Annotated in this window: 19 protein-coding genes and 2 pseudogenes; 14 read left to right on the top strand and 7 right to left on the bottom strand. The window is 62.4% G+C overall.

Annotation, left to right across the window (positions count from 1 at the left end):
• From EG19_RS13735 to icmF, 4 genes and pseudogenes are all read left to right on the top strand, one after another.
• Positions 1–184, top strand: a pseudogene (locus EG19_RS13735) (HAD family hydrolase); the annotation flags it as partial.
• On the top strand, positions 174–641 hold the full coding sequence (locus EG19_RS10290) for a hypothetical protein (RefSeq protein ID WP_038050119.1): 468 nt from the start codon (positions 174–176) through the stop codon (positions 639–641). The pseudogene EG19_RS13735 and the gene EG19_RS10290, both read left to right, overlap by 11 nt.
• A gap of 38 nt (positions 642–679) precedes the next feature.
• Entirely contained in the window at positions 680–1,117 is a 438-nt protein-coding gene (locus EG19_RS10285) for a YbgF trimerization domain-containing protein (protein WP_053335214.1), read from the top strand.
• 33 nt (positions 1,118–1,150) lie between these two features.
• Positions 1,151–4,576, top strand: coding sequence for a fused isobutyryl-CoA mutase/GTPase IcmF (gene icmF, locus EG19_RS10280; protein WP_038050117.1), 3,426 nt, complete (start codon positions 1,151–1,153; stop codon positions 4,574–4,576).
• A 45-nt stretch (positions 4,577–4,621) separates the two neighbouring features.
• Here the strand turns inward: icmF and EG19_RS10275 are convergent, their stop codons facing one another.
• The 3 genes from EG19_RS10275 to EG19_RS10265 form a co-directional block, all read right to left on the bottom strand.
• Complete coding sequence (locus tag EG19_RS10275; protein WP_152544035.1) at positions 4,622–5,878, bottom strand: ATP-binding protein; 1,257 nt, start codon at positions 5,876–5,878, stop codon at positions 4,622–4,624.
• A gap of 201 nt (positions 5,879–6,079) precedes the next feature.
• Complete coding sequence (locus EG19_RS10270) at positions 6,080–6,259, bottom strand: hypothetical protein (RefSeq protein WP_038050115.1); 180 nt, start codon at positions 6,257–6,259, stop codon at positions 6,080–6,082.
• Between the two features lie 15 nt (positions 6,260–6,274).
• Positions 6,275–7,183 (bottom strand): SPFH domain-containing protein, encoded by a 909-nt coding sequence (locus tag EG19_RS10265; RefSeq protein ID WP_081800112.1) that lies wholly within the window; start codon positions 7,181–7,183, stop codon positions 6,275–6,277.
• Between the two features lie 119 nt (positions 7,184–7,302).
• Here EG19_RS10265 and EG19_RS10260 point away from each other — a divergent pair.
• From EG19_RS10260 to EG19_RS10235, 6 genes and pseudogenes are all read left to right on the top strand, one after another.
• Positions 7,303–9,321, top strand: a pseudogene (locus tag EG19_RS10260) (S9 family peptidase); the annotation flags it as partial.
• Positions 9,322–10,155: 834 nt separating this feature from the next.
• A complete protein-coding gene (locus tag EG19_RS10255) occupies positions 10,156–10,623 on the top strand; it encodes a hypothetical protein (RefSeq protein WP_152544034.1) in 468 nt (155 codons plus the stop codon).
• Positions 10,624–10,844: 221 nt separating this feature from the next.
• The gene (locus EG19_RS10250; RefSeq protein ID WP_456119746.1) at positions 10,845–13,805 is read left to right on the top strand and encodes a DUF7948 domain-containing protein; all 2,961 of its coding nucleotides are present in this window, start codon (positions 10,845–10,847) and stop codon (positions 13,803–13,805) included.
• Positions 13,806–13,994: 189 nt separating this feature from the next.
• Positions 13,995–14,390, top strand: a complete 396-nt coding sequence (locus EG19_RS12865; RefSeq protein WP_053335211.1) for a GntR family transcriptional regulator — start codon at positions 13,995–13,997, stop codon at positions 14,388–14,390.
• A complete protein-coding gene (locus EG19_RS10240) occupies positions 14,387–15,271 on the top strand; it encodes an ABC transporter ATP-binding protein (RefSeq protein WP_038050108.1) in 885 nt (294 codons plus the stop codon). Before EG19_RS12865 ends, EG19_RS10240 begins: the two co-directional genes overlap by 4 nt.
• The gene (locus EG19_RS10235) at positions 15,259–17,175 is read left to right on the top strand and encodes a hypothetical protein (RefSeq protein WP_038050107.1); all 1,917 of its coding nucleotides are present in this window, start codon (positions 15,259–15,261) and stop codon (positions 17,173–17,175) included. Before EG19_RS10240 ends, EG19_RS10235 begins: the two co-directional genes overlap by 13 nt.
• Positions 17,176–17,177: 2 nt before the next feature.
• Here the strand turns inward: EG19_RS10235 and EG19_RS10230 are convergent, their stop codons facing one another.
• Positions 17,178–18,242, bottom strand: a complete 1,065-nt coding sequence (locus EG19_RS10230) for a bifunctional methionine sulfoxide reductase B/A protein (protein ID WP_081800110.1) — start codon at positions 18,240–18,242, stop codon at positions 17,178–17,180.
• Positions 18,243–18,293: 51 nt separating this feature from the next.
• Here EG19_RS10230 and EG19_RS13450 point away from each other — a divergent pair, with 51 nt between their 5' ends.
• The 3 genes from EG19_RS13450 (at position 18,294) to EG19_RS13730 (ending at position 22,383) form a co-directional block, all read left to right on the top strand.
• Positions 18,294–19,103 (top strand): ExeA family protein, encoded by an 810-nt coding sequence (locus EG19_RS13450; protein ID WP_038050104.1) that lies wholly within the window; start codon positions 18,294–18,296, stop codon positions 19,101–19,103.
• Positions 19,100–19,735, top strand: a complete 636-nt coding sequence (locus EG19_RS13445) for a GspB domain-containing protein (protein WP_038050103.1) — start codon at positions 19,100–19,102, stop codon at positions 19,733–19,735. Before EG19_RS13450 ends, EG19_RS13445 begins: the two co-directional genes overlap by 4 nt.
• A gap of 305 nt (positions 19,736–20,040) precedes the next feature.
• Positions 20,041–22,383 carry a SpoIID/LytB domain-containing protein gene (locus tag EG19_RS13730; RefSeq protein WP_053335210.1) on the top strand — a complete coding sequence of 781 codons (2,343 nt, stop codon included), beginning with the start codon at positions 20,041–20,043 and terminating at the stop codon, positions 22,381–22,383.
• A 179-nt stretch (positions 22,384–22,562) separates the two neighbouring features.
• Here the strand turns inward: EG19_RS13730 and EG19_RS10210 are convergent, their stop codons facing one another.
• Positions 22,563–23,735, bottom strand: a complete 1,173-nt coding sequence (locus tag EG19_RS10210; protein ID WP_053335209.1) for a ceramide glucosyltransferase — start codon at positions 23,733–23,735, stop codon at positions 22,563–22,565.
• An 89-nt stretch (positions 23,736–23,824) separates the two neighbouring features.
• Here EG19_RS10210 and EG19_RS10205 point away from each other — a divergent pair, with 89 nt between their 5' ends.
• A complete protein-coding gene (locus tag EG19_RS10205; protein WP_038050102.1) occupies positions 23,825–25,150 on the top strand; it encodes a glycosyltransferase family protein in 1,326 nt (441 codons plus the stop codon).
• Here EG19_RS10205 and EG19_RS10200 read toward each other — a convergent pair.
• Positions 25,147–26,058 carry a PHP-associated domain-containing protein gene (locus tag EG19_RS10200; RefSeq protein WP_038050100.1) on the bottom strand — a complete coding sequence of 304 codons (912 nt, stop codon included), beginning with the start codon at positions 26,056–26,058 and terminating at the stop codon, positions 25,147–25,149. The genes EG19_RS10205 and EG19_RS10200 overlap by 4 nt on opposite strands.
• Before the next feature lie 150 nt (positions 26,059–26,208).
• Positions 26,209–26,601, bottom strand: coding sequence for a nitrous oxide-stimulated promoter family protein (locus tag EG19_RS10195; protein ID WP_053335208.1), 393 nt, complete (start codon positions 26,599–26,601; stop codon positions 26,209–26,211).
• Positions 26,602–26,620: the final 19 nt, after the last annotated feature.

The following is a 26,620-nucleotide window of genomic DNA, read 5'->3' as shown; positions in this document are numbered from 1 at the left end:
CATTGCCGCCCTGCCCGTGGAGTCGGTGCTCAAGCGCATGAAGGAAAAGGCGTTTGCCCGCTCGGTGAACCGGGAAGAAATCGTGCAGGGAGCGGAGGAAATCGGCATGCCCCTTCCCGACCACATTGCCTTTGTGCGTGACGCCATGGCGGGAATTGCCCGGGAGCTGGGCCTTGGGGGCTAGGGTTTTCCGAATTTGTGCGCTCTTGCTGGCCCTTCTGGCTTGCGGCCAGCCGCTGGTGCCCCGCCATTTGGCCGGGCTTTCGCGCAGCAAGCTGCTCACCGGACGGCCAGCCGTGGAGCTTTTGCGCCAGATGCACCAGGGGCGGTTTCAACCTCCCAGCGCGGTGGTAGCGGAGTACGGCAATGGCCGCTTAACCCTTTACCTTGCCCTTTTTAAGTCGCCGGCCGAAGCCAAAGCCGCCCTGGAGGCCATGACCGAAGCCATGGCCCACAGCCGTTCCTTTTCTCCCCCTCGCCCCCAACGGGACGAGCCCCAGAGGTTTCTAACGGTAGGCCCCGGCGGGCATCACCTGTTTTGGCGGAGCGAAAACAAGGTTTACTGGCTGGCGGGCGAACCGGAACGGGTTTTTGCCGCCGCTGGCGAGCTCCCCGCCCCACCCCCCGGGGTCTGGCTATAGAAGACGCTTCTGCTACTATCTGCGCACGGAGAACCGTCATGACCCGCCACGAGCTGGAGGAAATCAAGCGCCACTTCGACGCGGTCATGGAGCACATCCTGGACCAGGTCAAGCTGGTGGCCGAGGGCGTCCTTCAGAACACCCAGCGGCTGGACCGCATTGAAGCCCGCCTGGACCGCATCGAGGAGCGGCTGACCCTCCTGGAAGTTAGGGTGGCAGCTCTGGAATCCCGCGTGACCGCCCTGGAACAGCGTTTGGGCCGAGTCGAGCAACGACTGGACCAGATGGAACAGCGCTTGGACCAGCTGGAACAGCGCCTGGACCAGCTGGAACGCGAGGTTCGAGAGCTCAAAGCGGAGCTGGAACGCCTGCGCCACGAGCTCACGCGCTTCCAAACCCAGGCTGAAGCCCGCGCCCAGGAACTGCAGGAGCGGGTGGATAAGCTGGAAGCCACCATCTCCCATCTCCGCCAATAGCCCCAGCGGTACAATGCCGCCGGAAGGTGGGTTATGGCGCAAGGGTACGTGCCCAAGAACAAGGTTCGGTTTGTCACCGCTGCTTCCCTCTTTGACGGCCACGACGCCGCCATCAACATCGTCCGTCGCCTCCTCCAGGCCCACGGCGCCGAGGTCATCCACTTAGGGCACAACCGCTCGGTGAGGGAAATCGTGGACGCAGCCATCCAGGAGGATGCGCAAGGGATAGCGGTTTCCTCCTACCAGGGCGGACACATGGAGTTCTTCACCTACATGGTGGACCTGTTGCGGGAGCGCGGCGCCTCCCACATTCGGGTCTTTGGCGGGGGCGGCGGCGTGATCGTGCCGGAGGAAATCAAAAAGCTCGAAGCGTACGGCGTCGCCAAGATCTTCTCCCCGGACGACGGCCGCAAGCTGGGCTTGGACGGCATGATCAGCCTGATGCTGGAGGCTTGCGATTTCGACGTCACCCAGCTTCCCAACGGCCAGCCCCCCGACCTCACCCCCCGCCACTGGCAGAAGCTGGCCCGCGCCATTTCCCAGGTGGAATCGGGGAAGATGCCGGAGCTACCTAAGCCTACCAAGCACGCCCCGGTGGTGGGGATTACCGGCGTGGGGGGTGCGGGCAAGTCCTCCCTCACCGACGAGCTGGTGCGCCGGTTCTTGCTGGATTTTCCCCAGCTGCAGGTGGCCATCATTGCTGTGGACCCCACCAAGCGTCGAACCGGAGGGGCGCTGCTCGCCGATCGCATCCGCATGAACTCCTTGGCCAGCGACCGGGTGTACATGCGCTCTTTGGCCACCCGGCAAGCCCACCGCAGCTTGTCCCAGGCGGTGGAGGGGGCCATTCAGGTGCTCAAGGCCGCGGGTTTTGATTTGATCTTCGTGGAATCGGCGGGTGCCGGGCAAGCCGATAGCGAAATTGCCGACATCGCCGATGTGGCCATTTACGCCATGACCCCCGAATACGGCGCCTCGTTGCAGCTGGAAAAAATCGAAATGCTGGACTTTGCGCACCTGGTGGCCATCAACAAGTTCGACCGGCCGGGGGCTTTGGACGCCTTGCGGGAAGTGAAAAAGCAGTGGCGCCGGGCTCACTCGGAATTTCAGATGGACGACGAGCAGGTCCCGGTGTTTGGCACCTGCGCCCACCAGTTCCACGACTTTGGGGTGAACGCGCTGTACCAGCGCCTCCTCGGGGAGCTGGAATCCCGCTTTGGTCAGGCTTTCCATGTGGAGCAAACCCACGCCCAACCGGCGGGGCTCCCCCAGCGGCACCCCATCATCCCCCCCGAGCGCACCGGTTATTTGCGGGAAATCGCCCAAACCTGCCGAAAAGCCCGCAAGCGGGCGGAACAGCAGGTGGCGGTGGCCCGCAAGCTCTACCAGCTGGTGGGAGCCCGGGCGTTGCTTTCGGCTTTCCCCGGCGAAGGCAGCTTTGCCGATCTCTGGCAGCTCTTTGAGGCCATCACCTCGGGAACCATGCCACCCGAGCCGGCGCTTGCTGATCTCGATGCGGAAATCCGCCGCCTGGCCCATGAGCTGACCCCCGAAAGCCGCACCGCGCTTGCCACCTGGCCCAAGCTGCAGCAGGACTACGCGGGGGACACCTTCACCTACAAGGTGCGGGATCGCGAGGTCACGGTGGCGCTTTCTTCGGTTTCCCTGGCCGGCACCCACATCCCCAAGGTGGTGCTCCCGCAAAGCGAGGACTGGGGGGAAATCCTGCGCTTTATCCTGCGGGAAAACGTCCCCGGCGCTTACCCCTACACCGCCGGTGTTTTCCCCTTCAAGCGCCAGGAGGAGCTGCCCACCCGCATGTTTGCCGGCGAAGGGGGACCGGAGCGCACCAACAAGCGCTTCCATTTCCTGCGGGCCGGCCAGCCCTTTGCCCGCCTCTCCACCGCCTTTGATTCGGTCACGCTTTACGGGGAGGACCCGGCCCTCGAGCCCGATGTGTACGGAAAAATTGGGGAATCCGGGGTCTCCATTTGCACGGTGGAGGACATGGAAAGGCTCTATGCGGGCTTCGATCTCTGCGCCCCCAACACCTCCGTTTCCATGACCATCAACGGGCCGGCGCCCATGATGCTGGCCTTTTTCTTCAACGTGGCCGGACGCCAGGAAGCCAAGCGCCGGCTCATTGCCGACGGACGTCTCCGGGGCAATCCGGAAGACGCCCTGCAACCCTATGTGGACGGCAAGGGCTGGGACGAAATTGCCCAGCTCCTGAAGCCCGGTGAGTGGGAAGACGCCCTGCGCTGTGCGGTGCAAGTGGTGCGGGGTACGGTGCAAGCCGATATCCTCAAGGAAGACCAGGCGCAAAACACCTGCATTTTTTCCACCGAGTTTGCCCTGCGCCTCATGGGCGACATCCAAAGCTGGTTCGTGGAAAACCGCGTGCGCAACTTCTACTCGGTTTCCATTTCCGGCTACCACATTGCCGAAGCCGGAGCCAACCCCATCACCCAGCTGGCTTTTACCTTGGCCAACGGCTTCACCTACGTGGAGTACTACCTGGCCCGCGGGCTCGCGGTGGACGAGTTTGCCCCCAACCTCTCGTTTTTCTTCTCCAACGGCATGGACCCGGAGTACACGGTCATTGGCCGGGTGGCCCGGCGCATCTGGGCCACCGCCATGCGCGAGCGCTACGGGGCCAACGAGCGCAGCCAGAAGCTCAAGTACCACATCCAAACCTCCGGCCGTTCCCTCCACGCCAAGGAAATTGCCTTCAACGACATCCGCACCACCCTGCAAGCGCTGTTGGCCCTGGCCGACAACTGCAACTCCCTCCACACCAACGCCTACGACGAAGCCATCACCACCCCCACCGAAGAATCGGTGCGGAGGGCTCTGGCCATTCAGCTCATCTCCACGCTGGAGTTTGGGCTTTTGAAAAACGAAAACCCGTGGCAGGGCTCGTACTTCATCGAGTGGCTCACCGATAAGGTCGAGGAAGCGGTACTTGCCGAGTTTGACCGGCTAGCCGAGCGCGGTGGGGTTTTAGGGGCCATGGAAACCGGCTACCAGCGGGCCAAAATTCAGGAGGAATCGCTGCACTACGAGCGCCTCAAGCACTCCGGGGAGCTGCCCATCGTGGGGGTCAACTTCTTTGAAAACCCCAGGCGCAGCGAAAACGAGCTGGAAGCCCCCCAGCTCACCCGCGCCAGCAAGGAAGAAAAAGACGCGCGCCTGGCGCACCTGCGCGACTTCCAGGCCCGGCACGCGTTTCCCGAGCTGTGGGCGCAGCATCAAAACCGGCCGGTACCCAATCCCGAGCTGGACGCCCTGCCCCCCTGGCAGCGCCCCTCGGCCTACGCCCTGGCCCGCCTCCAGCACGCCGCCCTCACCGGGAAAAACCTCTTCGCCGAGCTTTTGGAAACCGTTTGCTCCTGCTCCTTGGGCCAAATCACCCACGCCCTGTTCGAAGTGGGCGGCCAGTACCGCCGAAACATGTGAGCAAAACACGCTCTTTTTAGAGCCCGTGGTCCATTCCTGGGCTTTTCAGGGCTGCCCCTCGGCTACGCCTAAGGCCAGCGCCAGCGGTACCCCCCACACCCTCGCGGCCAACCGCTGGCACTTGTTGCCGGCGTGGAGCAGAAGCCCAAAAGGGGCCAGATCCGGGTATTCTGCCAAAAACGCAGCAAGCCCAGCCCAGTCCCGCGGGCGCGGGCGGGCGGTAAGCTTAACCTCCAGCGGCCACAGCTTCCCCTGCCATTCCACCACGAAATCCACCTCCGTACCCGACGCGGTGCGCCAGTAGAGGATTTCCGGCTGCGGCACCACACCCTCCCGCCACGCCAGAAGCTCCGCCAAAACCTTCGTTTCCAGCAAGGCACCAGCCACCTCCCCGGCCAGGGGCCGCTCGCGGTGAAATCCGGCCAAAAAAGCCGTCAAACCGGGATCGCAAAGGAAAAACTTCGGCGCCTTCAGCAAGCGCTTGCTGCGGTTGACCGCCAGAGCCGGCAGCCGCAGCGCCAGGTAGGAAGCCTCCAAGAGGTTGAGCCAGCGGTGGGCTGTGGCCTGGGGGATCCCGGCATCCCGGGCCAGCTCCGCAAGGTTCAAGATCTTGCCCCCCCGCAAAGCGGCAAGGCGCATAAAGCGCCGAAAGTCGGCAAGGCGATCAATGGCCGTGAACTGCTGGAGGTCCCGCTCCAGATAGGTGCGAACGTACCCCTCCAGCCACTCCCACTGGAAATCAGCATCGGGACCCAGGGCGGCAGGAGGAAAGCCGCTGCTCATGAGCCACAGGTCATTACAAACCACCGGGAATTGCGTTCCCTCCCACCGCTGGGGATTTTGGAAAAGCTCCTCCCAAAAACCGGCGCGCCCTAAACCAAGGCGCTCGGCTTCGCTAAAGGGCCAAAGGGTGATGTACACCGCTCGCCCCGCAAGGCTTTCGGAAACCTCCCGCAACAAAGCAAAGTTTGCGGAGCCGGTGAGCAAGAACCGGCCAGGCCTCCGGGACACATCCACCTCACGCTTAATGGCCAGCAGGAGCTTGGGGCTTCGTTGAATCTCATCAACTGTAAGCGGTTTGCTGCTGGCCAAGAGGGCAAAGGGGTCCGACTCCGCCCGCTCCAGAACGTCGAAATCATCCAAAGACAGGTATTCCCGAGTCGGCCCGGCCAGTAAAGTGCGGACTAACGTTGTCTTTCCCGTTTGTCGCGCCCCAGTGACCACCACCACCGGGTGCCGGGTTAAGGCCTCCTCGATGCGCTTGGCTAAGTACCGGGGCTTGCGTCCTTTCAAATCATCCACGCTGTGAATGATAAACGTCCATGATGTGGAACGCAACTTCTCGTAGAGGAGAGCTCCGTCACTCCCAACGGCGATGGCGGACCCGATGCCGGACGCCTGGGAACCGGGTTAGGGCCTCAGTTTTCCTGGCCCATCGCCCATATCTCATCCCCTTGGGAAGCCCATTCGGCCGAAACATGTGAGCTTCGCTTAAAGGCCCTGCTACGTGCCTTCCTTTTCCGGCTTGGGCCCGGGTTTGAGGCGGCCGGAGCGGCGGGCGGCCTCCCGGAGCAAAAACTCGATTTGCGCGTTGATGCTCCGCAGTTCGTCGGCGGCCCACCGCTCCAGCACCGCGTAGAGCTCGGGATCCAACCGCAACAGGAACTTCTTCTTTTCCGCCATGGCGCCGGCCGGCGCTTACTGGTAAAGGCTGCCGGTGTTCAGCACCGGTTGCGCTTCGCTTTCGGACACCAGGGCCACCAGCAGGTTGTTCACCATGGCCGCCTTGCGTTCCTCGTCCAGGCTCACCACGCCTTGCTCGGCCAGCTGCTCCAGGGCCATGGCCACCATGCCCACCGCGCCCTCCACGATCTTCTGCCGCGCGGCAATGATGGCTTGCGCTTGCTGGCGGCGCAGCATGGCCTGGGCAATTTCCGGGGCGTACGCGAGATGGGTCAGGCGCGCCTCCATGACCTCCACCCCCGCCACCTTCAGCCTCTCCTGCAGCTCCGCACGCAAATCGTGGGCAATGGTTTCCGGCTCCCCCCGCAGGGAGGGTTCCCCTTCCGGAGCATCGTAAGGGAAACGGCTGGCTAAAGCCCTGATGGCGGTTTCCGATTGGATAGCCACAAATGCCTCGTAGTTGTCCACGTCAAAAAGCGCCTTGGCCGAGTCCACCACCTTCCACACCACCACCGCAGCAATTTCAATGGGGTTGCCGTGGGCATCGTTCACCTTGAGCTTTTCGGAGTTGAAGTTGCGCACCTTCAGGGAAACCTGCGGCCGTACCGCAAAGGGGTTGGCCCAGTGGAAGCCCGCTTCCCGCACCGAGCCAATGTAGCGGCCGAGAAACACCAGAACGCGCGCTTCGTTGGGCTTGACCACAAAAAGCCCCGGCAGCAACAGCCCAAAGACCACGAGCAAGATCCCCAGGGCGGGCCACAGGAAGCCCCAGGCCACGCTAGCCTCAGAGCTCCTTTCGGCCGCCGCCACGCTGGCAAAGAAACGGTAAAGCAGCCAGAAGCTCCACAGGGAAAGGCCCAAAAGCGCCAAAAGCACGGGAAAGCCACTGATTGAAAACGCCTTCTTTTCGTTGATCGGCACCATAGCTCACCTCCGCTTTCAGTATGATATCATCACGCTAGCATTGTCAAGACCCTTGCGGTGTGCGAACCTTGGGGGCGAAAAGGACGTATGAAGCGCAACGGGGGAAGGAGGCTCGCACCATGAAAACCCAGAGGCTTTTGGTTTTCTTGCTTTCCGCTGTTATCGCCGGGCTCTTCTTGGCCTCGTCTGGAGCGGCCAAATTGCCGCCGCTTTTGGACCGGGAGCTTTTTTTTGGCAACGCGGAAATTCTCGGTGCGAAAATTTCCCCGGACGGCAAGTTCATTGCCTTCTTAAAACCCTGGAACGACACCCGCAACATTTGGGTGAAGGGCACCTTCGAGCCTTTTTCCGCTGCTCGGCTTTTAACTGCCGAAACCAAAAGGCCCATCCCCGGCTTCTTCTGGAGCCAGGATTCCCGCTTCATCCTGTTTGTGAAGGACAACGACGGGGACGAAAACTACAACGTTTGGGCGGTAAACCCCCAGGACCCACCGGAGGAGGGCAAACCCACACCCAAAGCCCGCAACCTCACCGACCTCAAAGGCGTGCGTGCCAGAATCTATAGCGTTCCCAAAAAGCAACCGGACATCATTTGGGTGGGGCTCAACGACCGCGATCCTTCCTGGCACGACCTCTACCGCGTGCATATTGCCACCGGTGAAAAGGAGCTTGTTTACAAGAACACCGACCGCATCGTGGGGTGGGAGTTTGACCTGGAGGGCCAGCCGCGCCTCGCTTCGCGCATTTTGGAAAACGGCGACACCGAAATCCTGGCGTTTGACTCCGGGCAGTTCAAGAAGGTTTACGGCTGCTCGGTGCTGGAAACCTGCGGCACCCTGCGTTTCAGCAAGGACGGGAACAAGGTGTACCTGCTCACCAACCGCGGTGAAAACGTCAACTTCATCCAGCTTTCGCTTTTGGATTTGACCACCGGGCAGGAAGAGAAAGTGGAAAGCGACCCGTTGGGGCGGGTTGATCTTGAGGATGCGATCTTTTCCGAGCGTACCGATGAGCTGGTGGGCACCGTGTACCTGGAAGACAAACCCAGGGTTTACTTCCGCGATCCCAGCTGGGCTGAGATGTACGCCTACCTCCAGAAAAAGCTTCCGGGCAAGGTGGTCAACATCTCCTCCATGACCCGGGACGAAAAACTCATGCTAATCACCGCCACCTCCGACACCGAGCCCGGCGAAACCTACCTTTTTGACCGGGAAAGGAAAAAGCTCACGTTCCAGTACCGCATCCGCGAGCGCCTCCCCCGGAAGTACCTGGCCTCGGTGCAACCCATCCGCTACCGCTCTTCCGACGGGCTGGAAATCCCCGCCTACCTCACCTTGCCCAAGGGCATCCCCGCCAAAAACCTGCCGCTGGTGGTGGTGCCCCATGGGGGACCCTGGGCGCGGGATTTCTGGGGATACTCCGGCATGGCGCAGTTTTTGGCCAACCGCGGCTACGCCGTGCTGCAGCCCAACTTCCGCGGCTCCACCGGCTACGGCAAGGCGTTTTTGAACGCCGGCAACAAGCAGTGGGGCGAAAAAATGCAGGACGACATCACCTGGGGTGTGAAATACCTGGTGGAAAAGGGCATTGCCGATCCCAAACGGGTGGGCATCATGGGCGGTTCCTACGGCGGCTACGCCACACTGGCGGGCGTCACCTTCACGCCCGACCTTTACGCGGCGGCGGTGGACATCGTGGGTCCGTCCAACCTCATCACGCTTTTGGAGTCCATCCCGCCTTATTGGGAGGCCATGCGGGTCATTTTCCACGTTCGCATGGGCGACCCCTCCACCCCTGAAGGCAAGGCCCAGCTGGAACGCCAGTCGCCGCTTAACCACGTGGACAAGATCAAAACCCCGCTCATGGTGGTGCAGGGGGCCAACGATCCCCGGGTAAAGAAGAGCGAATCGGACCAAATTGTGGTGGCCCTGCGGGATAAGGGCTTCGCGGTGGAGTACCTGCTGGCCGACGACGAAGGCCACGGCTTTGCCCGGCCGGTTAACCAGATGGCGATGTTTGCGGCGGTGGAAAAGTTCCTGGCCAAGCACCTGGGCGGCCGCTACCAAGCCGATATGCCTCCGGACGTGGCCAAGAGGCTTGCGGAAATTACCGTGGACGTGAGCAAGGTGGAAAAGCCCAAGAAGATCCAAGTTCAAGCTAAGCCGGCGGTGCATGTAGCCCTCCTCCCCGGGACTTTCCGCTACAGCTTGCGGGTGGAAGCCCAAGGGCAAAGCCAGAGTTTCGAGTCGGCGATTTCGGTGCAAGAAAAGGACAACGCCTGGGTGGTCACCGAAACCCTGAAGCTGCCCCAGGGGGAGGTCAGCGACACCGCGGAGGTTTCCAAAGCTGACCTGACCCTCCTGCGGCGCTCGGTCAACCAGGGGCCGCTTTCCCTCACCGCCCATTTTGAAAAGGAAAAGATCACTGGCACCATGACCATGGCGGGTCAAAGCAAGCCTTTTGAAATCGCGCTTTCCGGGCCGGTTATGGCCGATGGGCCAGCCACCGGGCCCACCCTGGTGGCCCTCGCCCAACAGGGTGGGGAAAGCTGGACCTTCTTTCGGGCCGACCTCCTGCGCCAGCAGGCGCAGCCCTGCCAGGTGACGATCTTGGGTGAGGAAACCGTGGCCTGGGAGAGCAGCAGCGTTCCCACCACCAAGCTGGAAATGGTGTGCGGGGAAGGGGAAGACCGGTTTACCTTTTGGGTCGACCGCTCCCGAAATGTTCTGCTGAAGTCTTCGGGTCAATCGGCCAGGATGGGAGGGGTCACCATCCACCGAACCCTTCTCCCTTAAGTTTGCTACCGGTGTTGCCCGCAAAAGCCGGGGCTTCCGCCCCGGCTTTTTGCTGTTTCACTGCCCTGGCAGCAGGCCATACCACCGCGCCGTTTCCTTCTGGTAGAGTAATGCAAGCGCTATGAGCGCTGGCCGTTTGAGGGCGTAGCTATGGAAGTCTTTCTCCAGGGGGTGACCATGAGCGCTCTCGAAATCGTCTCCAACGTTTTTGCGGCCCTAGTCGGTTTTGGCCTCGCGATTGCAGTGTTCTTGGGCGAGCCCCTGAAAGGTCCATCCCGCCGTCGTTCGTTGATCTTCGCGAGCGGCATGCTCGTGACCCTGCTGGCCCTGCTGGTCAACCGCATTTTGGACGGCCCGCGGGGCATCTGGTGGTGGCTGAGTGTGGTGGGAATAGGTGCGGGCTTGGTTGCCGCTGTGGTTTGGATTTTTTTGGCCAGCAAGCAGTGGCCAAAGGAGCAGGAACAACCGCAAGAGCCAAGGCGTTTCCGACCGGTAGCGCTGTTGCTCTTGCCTTTGAGCTTCAGCCTATTCCTTTTGGCTTATCTGGTTTCCGCGCCTTTTGCCCAGGTTGCGTTGGCCCTGCTGGCTTTCGTTGTGGGTTTGTCCTTCACCCACCTGGCCTGGGTAAAAGAAAAGGCAAGCTAAACCTTGGGGCTTGTTGTGCCCGCCGGTAGTTTCTTAGGCGCGCAAAGTGGGCGTCGCCTCTCCCTCCCAGTTCTTTAATTCGTCTTTCGCTGCGTGCTGGCGCATCTTTCATGGAGAAAAGCAGAGTTCTCCCCCGGCTTGCGCTGATGCAATTCCAATAATCGCTCCTAAGCAGTCGCGGTTCCGAAAAGGCCTTCCCCGATTCGAGCAGCAGGGTGTGCATGAATAAAATACATGACCAGCGGTGGCGGAATCGAAAGACCAACGACATGCGAGTTTGGGGTTCCGTAAAACGTTGGAGGTGGTCGATGGATAGACAGGTGGGAAAACCTTTTCTCTGTTTGCTGGCATTGGGGCTTAGCTGGCTCGTGACCGAGCCGGTCCTGGGTGCACCAGAGAGGCAGGCACCCACTCAGGACAAATTCAGGGCGGCCGTGAGCGTCATGCCTCGAGGCTTTGTGCCCAATGCGGGCCAATGGGACCAAAATGCGGCCTTTTCGGCACTGGGCTTTTACGGGGCTACGTGGGTCACCCACGATGGCGAGCTGCGACATGTCCTCCCCGCGGCCTCAGACTGCGAACAACGGGTGGACACGAGGAGGCACAGAGCGCTTCACGAGCAACGTTTTAACCAACCCTGTGAGCCGAAAGCCTGGGTGCTTTCCGAGCGTTTCGTTGGCGGCAAAGTTAGGCAAATTCGAGGGATGGAAGAGCTAGAAGGGAAAGTGAGCTTTTTTATTGGCAACGACCCCCGCAAGCATCAGGCAGGCCTTCCTACGTACCGCTACTTGGACTTGGGCGAGGTCTACCCAGGGATTAGGGTGAAACTGGCCGCCAGCCAACGGACCGTGGAAAAGCTCTTTGAGCTCGCGCCCGGCACCGATCCCGGGAAGATTCAAGTGAAGCTCGAAGGTGCCGAGGACGTTCACCTCAGGGCTAGTGGGGAGCTGATAGTTAAAACGGGCTTCGGAAATGTGGTGCTCTCCAAACCCATTGCTTGGCAGGAAAAAGGCGAAATCCGGCAAGAGGTAGAGGTCTCCTACCGTTTAGACAAACCGCGAAAAGAGTTTGGCTTTTCTCTTGGACCCTATGACCGGAGCAAGTCCCTGTGGATTGATCCCTTACTTCAATCCACATACCTGGGGGGCTCAGGATATGACGCAGCATTTGCCTTAGCCGTTCATCCCCTTACTGGGGAAGTGTATGTCACTGGTGAGACCGCCTCCCTAGATTTCCCGGGTTCGGCGGGCGGCGCGCAGGCAACGTACGGCGGTGGAGCGCGGGACTGTTTCGTGACGCGGCTCAGCCACAGCCTCACTCAAAACCTTCAGTCCACATACCTTGGTGGCACAGGAAATGACGAAGCCTACGCGCTAGCCATTAATCCCAGTACCAACGAGGTGTATGTGGCTGGGACCACCTCGTCTCCTGATTTCCCTAACACAGCAGGTGGAGCGCAGTCCAATCACGCTGGGTTTGGTGATGCTTTCTTGGCCCGCTTCGATGCAAGCCTCGCACAGAATCTTCAATCTACCTATCTCGGTGGATCAGATGGGGAAACCGCACTCGCGGTAGTCATTCACGCGCCGAGTGGAGAGGTGTATCTGACAGGATTCACTTGGTCCGACGATTTTCCGAACACCGCAGGTGGCGCCCAGCCAAGCCCCGGGGGCTGGGCCGATGCTTTTGTCGCCCGCTTGAATGCAAGCCTTACCCAGAACCTTCAGTCCACTTATATCGGCGGCCCATTGAGTGACGGCGGTTCTGCCCTCGCCATCCACCCTGCAACCGGTGAGGTGTACGTGGCGGGCGATTTTGGGTTGCGCGATGCCTTTGTGAGTCGCCTCAGTGCCTCGCTAACCAGTAGCCTGCAGACGAGTTTTTTGGGAGGGTGGATGGTCGACTATGCCACGTCCCTCGCCATTCACCCTCAAACCGGAGAAGTGTACGTGGCCGGCTATACTGAGTCCAGTGATTTTCCGAACACAGACGGTGGTGCCCAATCGAGCTATGCTGGTGGAACTTCCGATGCTTTCGTTAGCCGACTGGATGCTGATCTTTCCACGATTCTTCAGTCCACCTACCTCGGCGGCTTTGGCGAGGACTCTGCAGCAGCTCTGGCAATTCACCCGATTAGCGGGGAAATATACGTAGCAGGGACGACATCGTCGAGCAACTTCCCTAACACCGCAGGCGGAGCTCAAGCGATTTGCAATACGGCGTACGAAGCGGTTGTGGCGCGACTCAATCCGTTGCTCACTGTAAACCCTCAATCCACCTGCTTGGGGGGCACGGGATGGGACTTTGCCTACACAGTTGGGATCTATCCCGTCACAGGGGAAGTTTACGTGGCGGGGAGCACGGATTCCATTGGGTTCCCAAACGCCACCGGCGGTGCGCAGGAAAACTACGGCGGTGGGTTTAACGATGCCTTTGTGGCGCGCTTGACCCCGGCTTTAGCCGCGGTTGCAGATATGCAACCCAGTCTGGGGTTTTTCCCCTCGAGTTTTGGGCCAGGCTCTGTGTACCCAGGCTTGACCTTTTCTTGCACCAACAACGGTCCAGATGATGCTGTGAACGCTACTTGCTCCATTGCCGCATCAGCAGGAACAATTAGTAACTTGACCTGTTTGCCTTCCGTGCCGGTGGCTGTGCTTGCGGTTGGGAGCAGTACTACCTGCACCTTCCAATTCACTGCGCCTGATACACAAGGGGGGCAAGACACCCCACAAACCGGCGTCATGCTTACCGTCACGGCCGGTACGGATAATGAAGCAGATCCTTCCAACAACACCGCCAGCACGGCTTTGCCTATTCCGCTCGTAGATGCGTTGGACGATGCGGCCAGCTTCCCGGCCAGCACCCGCCCGACTTACAACGTCGGGGCGAACGATCAGTACGGCACCGGTAGCTTGCCAGCAAATGCCACCTTTACGTTGCTGGGAACCACTACCTGCCCGTCCTCAAGCATCGGCGCCGGCGGTGTGACCACCTTTCAGGTCCCGGCTTCGGGGACCTGCGTGGTGGCATATCGTGTGTGTGTGGACAACGCCTGCGACACTGCGGAGCTTTTGGTCACCGCCCAGGAACCCATTCCGACCCTGAATGATCACGGGCTAGTGCTTCTTGCAGGGCTCATCGTGGCAGCCGGGCTGTTCTTACTCCGTCGGGCAGCGGTTTAAGAAGCCGGAGGGCGACGGCCCTTCGGCTTCTGAGTAAGCCCGGGGTTGCTTTTCCCGCCGCTTTACGCGGCATTTAAAAGGCCGGCCGTTGTGCACGAAGGACGAAAAACAAGGGCTTACCCCCAGGGGGGCTTGACAAGGGTTATGGTGTACTACTACACTAATACAGTGTGACGGTAGGAGGTGAACGTGAACCTGAACCTGGACCCCACGGATCCCACCCCGCTGTGGAGCCAACTGGCCCAGCGGCTGCGGGAGCTGGTGGCCACCGGACGTTTGGCACCGGGGGATCCCGTTCCCTCGGTGCGGGTGCTGGCCCGGCAGCTCACCCTGAACCCCGCCACCGTATCCAAGGCCCTGCAGGCCCTGGTGGCGGAAGGGGTATTCACGGTGCGCCGGGGCGAAGGCACCTTCGTGGCCCCAGACCCACCCCGCATGTCCGACCAGCAGCGCCGGCAAGCGCTGGCCAAAGCTGCCTTTGGCTACGCGGTGCAGGCCCGAACCTTGCGAGCGAGCCTTGGCGAGGCTCAAGACGCCCTCGCCCAGCAATGGGCCCAGCTCGACCAAAACCGAGGTGAACCATGAGTGAACCGGCCATTCAAGTGCAGCACCTCAGCCTTTCCTTTGGGAAAAAGCAAGTCCTGAACGACGTCAGCTTTTCGGTCAACGCGGGAAGCTTTGCAGTGCTGGCCGGGCCCAACGGCGCAGGAAAAACCACGCTGTTGCGCTGTTTGATGGGCTTTTACCGGCCGGCGCAGGGCACCATCGAGCTTTTGGGACGCCCCCGCAAGTGCCTGCCGGGTCGAGAGGTGGCCTTTGGCGCCGAAGCGTGCGACTTCCCGTCCGACTGGAGCCTACGCCAGCTGGCCCGCTTTCGAAGCCTGGTTGGGGAAGTAAGCCCAGAAGCCGAAAAGGAGTTTGAGCGCCTGCTGGAGCAGGTGAAGCTTTCCCCTTCCCTGAAGGTTTCCCAGCTTTCCCGGGGGCAGCGGAGCCTGGCGCAGCTTGCCTGGGTTTTGGCGTCTCGCCCAACGTTGCTGCTTTTGGACGAGCCCACCCTGGGGCTGGATGTGGTAGCCCGGGACCTGGCTCTGGACCTCCTTTTGGGCTTTTTGGCCGAACAACCGGCCACGGTGCTCTTGGCGACCCAGGACTTAGACCTGGCCGAGCGCTTGGCCGATACCGTGATCCTGCTGCATCAGGGCCGCTGCCACTGGACGGGAACGCTGGAGGCCATCAAGACCCGGTACCAGGTGGTCACCGTTCCCCGCGGTTTTGCGCCACCGGAGCACGAAGCGCCCCTGGTTCGCCGGGATGTGTTGGAGGGCGAGCAGTGGGTTGTACCGGTCACCACCGATCACTGGAAGCGTTGGTTGGAGGACCGCGGAATTTCCGGTCGAACCCCAACTCTCGGAGAAGTGGCTTTTGCCCTGTGGCACGAGCCAAAGGAGGACACATGCGCAAGTTAATGGCAAGCGTGTATTTTTTCTTCCGTTACCACCTTTGGATTGCAAGCCTTGGGCTTGCGGTCCTGTTGGCAGCGGGCTTCTTGGGCCTCTTAGGCCCGGCCCTTTGGGCTTGGCAACCGCAAGACATTCGCCAAGCTTTGGCCCTTCTTTCCCTGGTCGCCTTACCTCCCCTCCTGGCCGCCTTAACCGGAGCCCGCAGCTTCACCACCGCCGAAGCGCTCCAAAACCAGCGGTTCTTGGAAAGCCTGGGCTTGAGCCCGGCGCACCTCTGGTGGGGAGCGTGGGGTGCAAGCCTGATTTTGGCTTTTCTTTCCAGTGTGGTGGGAGCCTTGCCCGCTTTCCGGTTGGCGTTGCGGGAGCTGCCCCGAAGCCCGTGGGACTACCTCTTTTTTGCGGTTTCGGTGGTGGCGTTGTGGGCCCTGGGGCACGTGCTCACCCTCATGCTCCGGGCCCGCACCCTTTGGCTGGCCGCCGATCTAGTAGGGGCCGCGCTGGCAAGCTGGATCTGGTACACCCTCTGGCAGCGCATCCAGAATCGCGTGGGGATGGAAGCGGTGTTGCCGGTGGCGGTGGTCGTTTTGAGCGCCGCCACGATCATCCTGTTGCTCACCAGCTTCCTCACGCTATCGAAGGCCCGAACCCACCTTCCCGCGGCGCACCGAGTGGCCACCCTCGGGCTCTGGCCTTCCCTCATTGCGCTGGCCGTCGTGTTTTTGGGGGTCATGACGTACCTGGAAGCCAGGGCTCCTTACCACCTCCGCTGGGTTTCCATCACCACCCCTGACCCCACCGGTCGGTATTGGTTTGGCTCTGGTGAGGCCTTTGGCCAGCTCAAGCTGCGGAGCACCTTCCTGTGGGACCGGGAAACCAACACCCGCCGGCATTTGCCGGTGGAGCAAGCGATGGATTTCTTCTTCCTGCTTCCCCCGTACCTCTCGTTTTCGCCGGAGGGCACCAAGCTCGCCTACCTGGACGGGGAAACACACTCCCGGTTGCTGCTGGTGGAGCTTGCCAGCGGTGCGCAAAAAACGATTTCCGGCCTCCAGCCCGACAGCACCCTCTGCGCTTTGGGTCCACACGGTCAAACCGCGGTGGTGCGAGAACCGGGGGGAAGCCTGGTGCTTCTCAACCCGCAAACTCTTGAACGGAAAACCCTCTTCGCCGGCTCGAAAAATCCGCGCGCCCTCTGGGTCTGTCGCGCCACCAATTCAATTTTGGAGGTGCTGGGCGGCGAATGGCAGGGCCCGGAAAGCGAAGAAGGCGAACGCCGCCTCCACCTCGCAGCCTGGCGCCTCCCTTGGAGCAACCTAACGCCCCGAGAGCTTTTCTCGCTGCAGTTTGCCGGTCCCTACCGAGACGCGAGCGCGCAAATTGGGGAGGACCGGATGCTGCTCACGCTGCGGGTAGCCGATCCCTTCGATCCCAGCCGCCGCAGCAGCATCGTGTACGTCCACCAGGGTCAAACCCTGTGGCAGCACGATCTGCCAGGCGGAGCCTCCGCCTACCTGGCGGACCCCGGCGTGGTTCTCATCCGCGTCACCGACGATGGTGGAACCGCACGCTGGGTGGACGACAGGGGCACCACCCTCGCGGAGACAACGCTTCCGCTCAAAAGCGGCACGAGGTGCGAGGCCTGGAAGGCAGCCAAAACCCAGTTTGTGCTGGCCTGCCACACCATTCCACTGAAAACCCACTTCCTCCTCTGGAACCCCGGCCAAAACCAAATCCAACCCTTAGCCCAAACCGACACTTACGCCACCGGCTACTGGCGCTCCTGGGTCAGGTACCAGTTCTTCTCGGAGTGGCCTCTCCCCACCCTCCACGGCCAGCCGACCTTCGAAACGGGAGGAGCGCTCTTTGCCCTTGACCCCTCATCCGGCCAGATACAAAAGCTGCTCCCCTAGCGTTACCACGGGTTTTTCACGTGGCAGGCGCGGCCGGTTTTGGCAATGTAGTCCTGGTGGTAGTCCTCCGCCGGCCAGAAGGTTTTGGCCGGCTCCACTTTTGTGACGATCTTGCGCTTGCCGAAGCGACCGGAACCCTCCAGTTCGGCAATGAACGCCAGGGCCTCGCGCTTTTGTTCCTCGTTCACGTACCAAATCCCCGAGCGGTACTGCTCCCCCACGTCGGGGCCCTGGCGGTTTTCCTGGGTGGGGTCGTGCATGTCAAAGAAGGCCTGCAAGAGACGACGGTAGCTGATGCGCTTGGGGTCGTAGGTGACCTTCACGGTTTCGGCGTGGCCGGTGGTGCCGGAGCACACCTGCTCGTAGGTGGGGTGATCCACGTGCCCCTGCATGTACCCCGATTGGGCGTCCAAAACGCCAGGTCCCTGCTGGAAGTAGTGCTCGATGCCCCAAAAGCAGCCGCCGGCAAAGTACGCCACTTCGGTTTTTACGGGCTGGCTTTCCGGGGGCAGCTCCCGACCCCGGGCATAAAAGCGCAGGGCCGCCGAGTTCACGCAGTGCCGCTCACCGGTGGGGGGAGGACCGTCATCAAAAACGTGGCCCAGATGGGCTCCGCAGCGGGCGCAGGTGATTTCCGTGCGCACCATGCCGTAGGAAAGGTCGGGCTTGCGGGCCACGTGCTCGGGGTCAAACTCCCGATAAAAGCTGGGCCAGCCGGTGCCCGAGTCAAACTTGTGGTCGGTGGTGAAGAGCGGCAAGCCGCACACCACGCACACGAAAATCCCAGGCTCCTTAACGTGTAGCAAGCCGCCGCAAAAGGGAGGCTCGGTGCCGGCCTTTTGCGTTACGCGGAACGCCTCGGGGTCCAACCTGGCCGCCAGGCGCGCCACGTCTTCCCGGGGAAGAGGGGTAATGTCGTAACCGGATTTGGAGTAACGGGGCTTCACCTTCACCTCCTGGGTCTGGGACGAGCCGGCATCTGAAAAGCCACCACAGCCCAAAAGCAACACCGCGAGACCCAACCCAAGCTTGCCACCCACGGAAGGTATAACCGCCCTCAGGGCCATTTGCTTCCAACGCCTCCCGCGGGGAAAGCGTACAATCATCAGGGCGATGCCATGTACGAGGCCTTTTACGGTTTGGCCAGCTCTCCGTTTAGCTTGACCCCGGACCCCCGCTTTTTGTTTTTTTCCCGCCAGCACCGGGAGGCCTTCGACAGCATCCTCTACGCCATTCACCGGGGGGAAGGGTTCGTGCAGGTCACTGGCGAGGTGGGGACCGGAAAAACCACCCTTTGCCGGGCGGTGCTGGCCAACGTCCCGGAAAGCTCCCGCACCGCCTTGATCCTCAACCCGGTGCTCACCAGCTTGCAGCTGCTCCGCGCCATCCTCAAGGAGCTGGGGCAGGAAGCCCGGGGCTCGGACCGTTCGCGGCTTTTGGATCGGCTTAACAACTACCTTTTGGAGGAAGCCCACGCCGGGCACCGGGTGGTGTTGTTCATTGACGAAGCTCAGGACCTCCCCGCCCCGCTCCTGGAGGACATCCGCCTGCTATCCAACCTGGAAACCGACGACCAGAAGCTGCTTTTGATCGTGCTTTTGGGGCAACCCGAGCTGAAGGCTAAGCTTGCCTCCCACGGCTTGCGTCAGCTTTCCCAGCGCATCACCGTGCGCTACCACCTCACCGGTTTGCGCTTTGTTGAAACCAAGCGCTACATCCTGCACCGTTTGGCGGTGGCCGGAGCCAACGGCCGCCCCACCTTTTCTACCCCGGCGCTGTGGGCCATTCAGGCCGCCTCCAAGGGCATTCCGCGTCTTGTCAACGCCGTGTGCGACAAGACGCTTCTGGCCGGCTTTGTGGAAGAGACCGACTTCCTGCGACTGCGGCACGTCCGCCAGGCGCTGGCGTCGCTGGGAGGTGGGCGATGAGCCTGGTGAGCGAGGCCCTGCGCAAAGCCCGGGCGCAGCAGCTGCGGCAAGCCGCAGAGGGCGGGCAGCTGCCGCCGGCGGTAGCACCGGCACCTCCAAGGAAGCGAGCCTTGTCTTTTCTGCTGGTGGTAAGCCTGCTTTCGGGCCTGGCCGGAGCCTCACTGGTAGCGATCTTCTGGTCTCACGGGCCGGCCTCACCCAAGCCCCATTTGGCGCCGGCCTCACCCTTGCCCTCACCCCAGCCGGCTCCGGCCATTGCCGCTGCCGTGCCCGTCCCTACGCCGGCGCCGTTGCAAAACCCATTGCCTTCAAGCTCACCCTCCCCCGAAGCGCCCCCGTCTCAGGAAGCTCCCGTGCCGAACCAAGTGCAGTTGCCCAGCGTCCCCCAACCTGTTCCCCCCCCCACGGCTAAGCCGGCGATCTCACAGGAGTTTGCGGTGCAAGCCAAGCTACCCGACAGGGTGCTTACCTTGGACTTTTTGGTTTACGGGCCCACAAGGTCTTTTGCCCGCATCAACGGCCAAGAGGTGGTGGAGGGCAGCACGGTGGCCGGCTTTGTGGTGGAAAAAATCCTGGAAGATCGGGTGATCCTGCGACAGGGCCAGGAAACCGTGGTGCTGAAGACCCGTTAGCGGTCCGGAAAGCACATTGATCCCACCGGGCCTGCGGAGGCCTCCTTTTGCTGACTGCTTAGGGAATCCGCCCAAACCCTGAGGGGCTTCCCAGGAGCACGGCGAGACCACAGGAAACTTTTGCCCTGGCTCCACCAGAGCGAAAAGGCAAAGAATTTTCGGCCAACAAACGAAACCGGCGTTCTAGCCGTGTGATTTTTTTGCGAAACTGTTGGCATCGTCTTAGGGATTTCGGATCGTCGACGAAGCCCTTGACACCCCGTAACCCACCGCTAGCCTAAGGGCCAGGAACGTTGGAGGGGGTTATGTGGGTCTCAAACCTCTCGCATACTTGGACCGCACGCACCTGCACCTTTGGGGCGCTTTTGGCTGCCCTTGTTGGCCTCTTGGCGGCCGGCACCACGGTTTTCGCCGGTGAGCGCATAAACAACCTCCAGGTGCGGGTTCGTTCTTTTGCCACCGGCGCCGACCTCACGGCTCAGGCCCAGGTGGAGGTCAAACCCAAGGAACGCCTGGTTGCTACCATGCAGCAGGCCGCCACCGAGCGGGAGGTGGAGCTGCGGGTTTCGGCACCCGGCTTTCGCCCCCTGGAAACCCGGTTTATGGTGAAAGCCGACGAGCAACTGCCCGTGCAGGTGTGGCTGGATCCCACCGACGGCAGCTTGGAAGCCCTGGCCCAAAGCCTGCTTCGGCGGCTACCACCGGAAAGTGGGGTGATTTACGGGTACCTTTACAACAAAACCAGCGGCCAGCCGTTAGGGGGAGCGCGGGTGGCGTTGGAAAGCCTTGGGCTTGCCACCACCAGCGATGAGCGCGGCTATTTCGAGCTTACCTACCCGGTGCTGGCGCCAGAAGGAGAAGACGTGCCCTGGCGGGATACCGTAGTGATTTCCGCCCCGGGCTTCGTGACCCAAAAGATCGAAGGGGTTCTCTTGCCGGCGGCAGCCCAGCGCTTCATTGAGGACCTGGAGCCGGGCTCCGGGGTTTCGGTGCGCGATGAAACCCCGGCGGCACTGCGCATGGAGGAGCAGGAGCAGCATCAAACGGCCCCGGAACCGCCAGCGCAATTGCCGCTTCCGGCAGCGGTGGACCAAGGCCCGGGATGGAACGCCCAAGCGTTGGGTTTTTCCGCCCGGGCGCAGTTGGTGGGCATGACGCCCCCTTCCACCATTCGCGTGGGCACCAACTGCACCGGCACCTCCTGCTCTTCGGTTTCGGTGATGAGTTTGGAAAGCTACGTGGCCGCCGGTTTAGATGAGGAGTGGATTTCCTCGTGGAACGGCCACGCTTTGCGGGCCGGGGCCATTGCTTACCGTTCGTACGGCGCTTGGTACGTGTACCACCCGTTGGCAAGCAACTACGACATTTGCAGCACTACGTACTGCCAGGTCTTCTCCGCCGACGTGGTCACCAGCACCCAGCAGGCGGCCAACGCCACCGCCGGCTTCATGCTGCAACGAGGGGGAAGCCTGTTTCGGGCTGAGTTTTCGGCGGAAAACAACGCCTGGGATGACCCTTACGATGGGCTCTCCTGCGTGAACAGCGACCTTTCCTGCGGGAACGGCAAAGCCGGTTCCCCGGCGAACTCCTGGCCCTGCCTTTCCGACTCGGTGTGCAGCAACAAGGGCTGCTTTGGTCACGGGCGGGGCATGTGCCAGTGGGGCACCTCACGCTGGGGCTCCCAGGGCAAGCTGTGGAACTGGATCACCGACCACTACTACAACGCCAACGGCGCTGGCTCCGGCATGCGCACCGCTTACATCACCAGCCCCATTACCATGCCGAGCTTTTCGCCCTCACCGAGCGCGGTAAGCCGCGGCGGAACCTTCACCATCAACCTCAACGTGAACAACAGCGCTGGGCTTTCCCACTCGCAAATCATGATTGGGGCCAGCATTTACTCCGCGGCCAGCGGCTACATTTCCGATCCCGGCCACGACAAGAAGGTTTCCCTGGCGGTAGGCAGCAACAGCGTTTCTCGGCTGTTTACCGTCCCCTCCACCGCCCCCACCGGCAGCTACAACCTCATCGTTTCCCTTTGGTACGACGTGGACGGCGACAACGCCATTACCAGCGCCGACTTGCCGTTGCTCACCGCCACCCAAACCGGGGCCATCACCGTTACCAACCCCACCACCAACATCATCAGTGACGGAGATTTCGAAGGCGGGCTTTACGGCTCCTCCAACTATGGAAGCTCCGGCACCACCGGGCCTTGGTCCTGGACCTCCACCGGCAACAACAACCCCATTTCCCAAGACGCCAGCCGCGCTTACGCCGGTTCCTGGCTTGCGTGGATGAACGGCTACGGCTACACCGAAACCGATACCCTGCGGCAAACCGTCACCATTTCCTCCACCGCCACCGCCGCCACCTTGAGCTTTTACCTCAAGGTGGTCACCTCGGAAACCACCACCAGCACCGCCTACGACACCCTCAAGGTGCAGGTGATCACCAGCTCGGGCAGCACCACCACCCTGGCCACCTACTCCAACCTCAACGCCAGCTCAGGGTACATCCAACGCACCTTTGACCTGCTTTCCTTCAAAGGCCAAACCATCACCATCAAGTTCGTGGGTCAAGAGGACAGCTCGCTGGCCACCAGCTTTTACATTGACAACGTGGCGCTCATGGTTTCCGGAAGCTAAGGGCGGATGGCAGTACAAGCCTGAGTCAAGAACAACGCAACCATCGCCGGGGGAGAAAGCCTCACGCTGGTCCCCCGGCTTTTTTGCCCTTTCCCCAAAACCACAGCTTGGAGGTAAAAACCGTTCGGCGGGTGCTGCCTCCTCCTACGTGAAAAGAAGGCCAATGGAGGCGTTTTCCCCTACGCTTGACCCAGAGAAGGCGCCACGCGACCCAGGGAGCCCGCTTGCGGAGCCAGGTGCGTGCGGGGCCCAAGGCTAAAGCTCTTGCCGCGCCAGCTCACGGTGCGGGCAAGCCACGCCCAGGCCCAGGTGACCACCGCCAAATGCTCAGCAACCAGCACCAAACCCGCGAGGCGCAGCCATGGCTCCTTCTCCTCCACCAGCCGCAGGGCCCAGGCCGAAAGCAGGAGCTGCGCAAAAAACGCCGCAATCCAGACACCCGCGGTGAGCGCCCCGGGGGAGAAGGCCAGGGCTAAGCTGGCCAGGGCCAGCGGGAAGAGCAGCGGCTCGCCGCAAAACCCCCAGGGGGCCATGCGGCGGCGGATCATGGCCCAGCGGCGGTAGCGGCCGGCCACCTGCCCCAGAGAAGCCCCGCCGGTCACGTTGTGCACCGGCACGCTTGCCAGCACCACCCCCAGGCCCCGGGCTGCCACCTCCTGCCCGCAGACCTGGTCTTCAGCCAGAAACTCCGCCAGGAACGGAAAGCCACCTAGCTCTTCCAGGGTGCTTCTCCGCAACATCATGCTCTTTCCCACCACGCAAACCCCGGAAAACAAGCGGTGCATGGCGGCGGTGCCACCCATGACGAAGGTGTTTAAAAGCAGCGCGTCGCTCCGGCCACCCCAGCTTTTAGCCCCAGTGCCGCGGATGGGGGAGGAAACCAGACCCACCCCCGGTTGCTCCAGGTGGGCCACCATGTCCCGGAGGGTTTGCGGGTGCAACCGCACGTTGGAATCAGATACCAGAAGCACCGGATGGGAGGCGTAGGGCAGCATGTTGGCAAGGTTGGCCACCTTGGGGTTAGGACCCACCTCGCGGCTATCCGCCACCACCCGGGAGGGGATGTGGGGAAACTCCGCCGCCACCTTGCGGGCCACCGCCAGCGCCGGATCGGAAGCGTCCCGGGCGCCAATGATGACCTCAAAGCGCGGGTAGTCCTGGCGGAACACGCTGCGGAGGTTTTCCTCCAGGTCCGGGTCCAAACCCTTCACCGGCTTGAGGACGCTCACCCCCGGCCAGACGGCCGGTGCCGCCGGAGGTTGCGAGCGCAGCTGCGCCCTTTGGGCCAACACCAAAACCAGCCGCAGCGAAAGCCCCAGCAAAACCAAAGCCAGCAGTGTCAGCTCAACCATGGCTTGGATCTTCCGGCCGGGCCGTGAAGACGCGGTGAAGCCGGCTTTAAGGAAGCGTTAAGGCAGGGCTGTGTTAGCCTTACCAACCCATGGGGAGCGATCCAAATCCTGCCGGGGACGTGTTGCTGGCGGCGGTGGATATGGGGTACGGCCACCTGCGGGCCGCATCGGCCTTGAGCTCGCAGCTGGGGGTGCCGGTAAGCCAGGTGGACCGTCCCCCCTTCGCCACCGCTCACGAAGCCCGCCTGTGGAAGGTGCTGCGTACCGCCTACACCGGGCTTTCCCGGGCCTCCCAGGGGCGCTGGGGGGGACGGACCTTGCGCTGGGTTCTGGAAACCCTCACCGAAATCCCCCGGCTTTACCCTTACCGCGACCTTTCCGCCCCCAACTTGGCCGTGAAGCTGGCCACCGGCTTGATCCGCGCCGGGCTGGGCAAGGAAGTGGTGCGGGTGGTGCGGGAAAAGGACGCCACGTTGCTCACCACGTTTTTTGCTCCGGCGCTGGCGGCCGCCCATGCCGGCCTGCGGCGGGTGGTTTGCGTGGTCACCGACAGCGACATCGCCCGGGTATGGGTCCCCGCCGACCCGGCGGGGCACCCCATCCTCTACTGCGCCCCCAGCGAGCGGGCCGTTCGCCGCCTGCAAGCCTACGGTGTCCCTCCCCACCGGGTGCACCTCACGGGTTTTCCGCTTCCCCCGGAGCTGGTCAACGAAGGCCAGGAGGAGCAGGTGGCGGAGGCCATGGCCCGGCGGTTGGTGCGCCTGGATCCGGCCGGCACCTTTCGCCGGCAGTTTCGAGCCGAGCTGCAGGGGGCCCTGCCGCAGTTGGCCGAGGTTTCATCCCCCGAGCCTCCCCGCCTGACCTTTGCCGTTGGGGGAGCGGGGGCGCAAGCCTTCATGGTTCGGCAGTTCCTGCCCTCCCTGGCCCCCCTTTTGCGAGAAGGCCGGCTGCGCCTGGCGCTGGTGGCCGGGGTGAACGAACGGGTGTTTCGGCGCTTTCAGCAGTGGGTGGCCGAAGCCCATCTTGACCACCTGCCCCCCGCGGTCCTCCAGGTGCTGTGGGAACCCACGGTGGAGGCATACCTCGCTTCCTTCCACCGCTTGCTTGCGGACACCGACATCCTGTGGACCAAACCCTCGGAGCTCACGTTTTTTGCGGCGCTAGGGATCGCCCTGGTGTTTGCCCCGCCGGTGGGGGTTCATGAGGTTTTGAACCGGCGGTGGGCTCTGGAGCGGGGCGCGGGCCTCAAGCAGGAGCACCCCTCGGCGGCCGGGCAGTGGCTGGCCGATTGGCTGGCCGATGGCACCTTAGCCGGCGCTGCGTGGAACGGCTTCCGCAGGCTCCCCCGGCGGGGTGGCAGCCGCATTGCCGAGCTGCTGGCCAGGCTCCACGCCGATCCCCAGGGGCTCTTTTAGGCGGCCTCGGTGAGAAGCGAGCGAAAGCGGGCAAGCTCAGGCAAGCGGCTCACCGCCAGCCGCACCATTTCCCTTTGGCCGGAAAAGTGCCGGCGCACGATCCACGGCGAAAGGGCCCAGGCCAGGGCTCCCAGGGCCTTGAGGCGAAGCCGCTCCATCCTCGAGGAAGCTTGCCGCAAATGCTGGTCAATCACGTGGCGGCGCCCCACCAGGAAGTTGTGCACCAGGAAGGTGCGGGGGGTGGAGTGGTGGCCAACGATCCGGCTTTGCCCCCGGAGGATGCCAGCAAAAAACCCCGAGATGTCCTCGCACGGCACGGCGGTGTACACCGTACCCACCTGCCCGGTGTGGGTGTCGCTGCCCCCCTGCATCCCCTTGCCAAAGCGCACTGCCAGTTCCTCCGCCAGCACGTTGAGGGCCTGCATGCGGCCGCCGTTGCGGGTTTCCAGCACGTCCACCTGCTCCACCAACGCCAGAAACTCCTGGGCTTCAATGGTGGAGAGGTTTTCCCGGTAAAAGGGGTGGTTCCAGGCAAAGAAAAGCCCCTGCTCGCGACAGTACGCCGCTACCGCAAAGGCGTCCTCGCGGCGCTTTTGCAGCTCCCGGTGCTGGGCTTCGTTGTGACCGTAAACGTTGATATGCACCGTGAGCTTGCTCACCGGCAGCTGCGTGGATACCTCCTCGCCTACCACAAAGTCCTTGGCCTCCGGATGGCGACTTAAGAAATCCAGGCACCCGTCAATGGTGTCGTGGTCGGTGATGGTGACGAAGTCCATCCCTGCCGCCTTGGCCCGCTGGTAGATTTCTTCCGGCGTTTCCTTGGGCCGAAAGTTCACCTTGCTCACCCTCGGCACCGGCTCTACCGAAAAACACGAGTGCACGTGCATGTCCATCTTCTTCCAGGTCATCGTTACCTCCCGGCAGCAGCCTGAAGCTGTTGCCGAGGGTAAGGTGACAGGGCCCCATGAAGACCCGGGCAAAGCCATGTCAAGGGGGTGTGAAGGAAAAAGTTTGTATGGCCTATTTAGCTGCGGAAAGCCCAGCGGACCGCCCCCTGCTCATTGCGAGTCTGGCGCTTGCGCAACGCCCACGGGGGATTGCAGCTCCGGTTTGGCCCGCCGGGGGCCCTTGGGGGAGCTGCGGAAGCGCTCATCCCAAAGGTGCAGGAGCGCGAGAACGGGGTGGCGCCAGAGCATGCGGGGACCGGCAAAGCGCATCACCTCCCGCACCCGCTCCCGCGGCTCCGGCTTGTAGCAGTGAATCGGACACTTCACGCAGGTGGGCTTGTCGTCACCGAAGGGACAGCGGTCCAGCCTGAGGTGGGCATAGCTCAGGAGCTCCCGGCATTCCCCACAGAGCTGCGGCCCCCCGTGGTGGGCCCGGCAGTAAATCTGCACCATGGCCTGCAAGGTTTTTTCTTCCCGTCGGCGGCGTCGCCCCCAGTCTCCCATCGCTTCTTATTTTGGGCCC

The organism is Thermoanaerobaculum aquaticum (assembly GCF_000687145.1).
Classification (GTDB): domain Bacteria; phylum Acidobacteriota; class Thermoanaerobaculia; order Thermoanaerobaculales; family Thermoanaerobaculaceae; genus Thermoanaerobaculum; species Thermoanaerobaculum aquaticum.
Note: the sequence above shows the minus strand (reverse complement) of the source record. Positions and strands in the feature narration are given on the sequence as shown.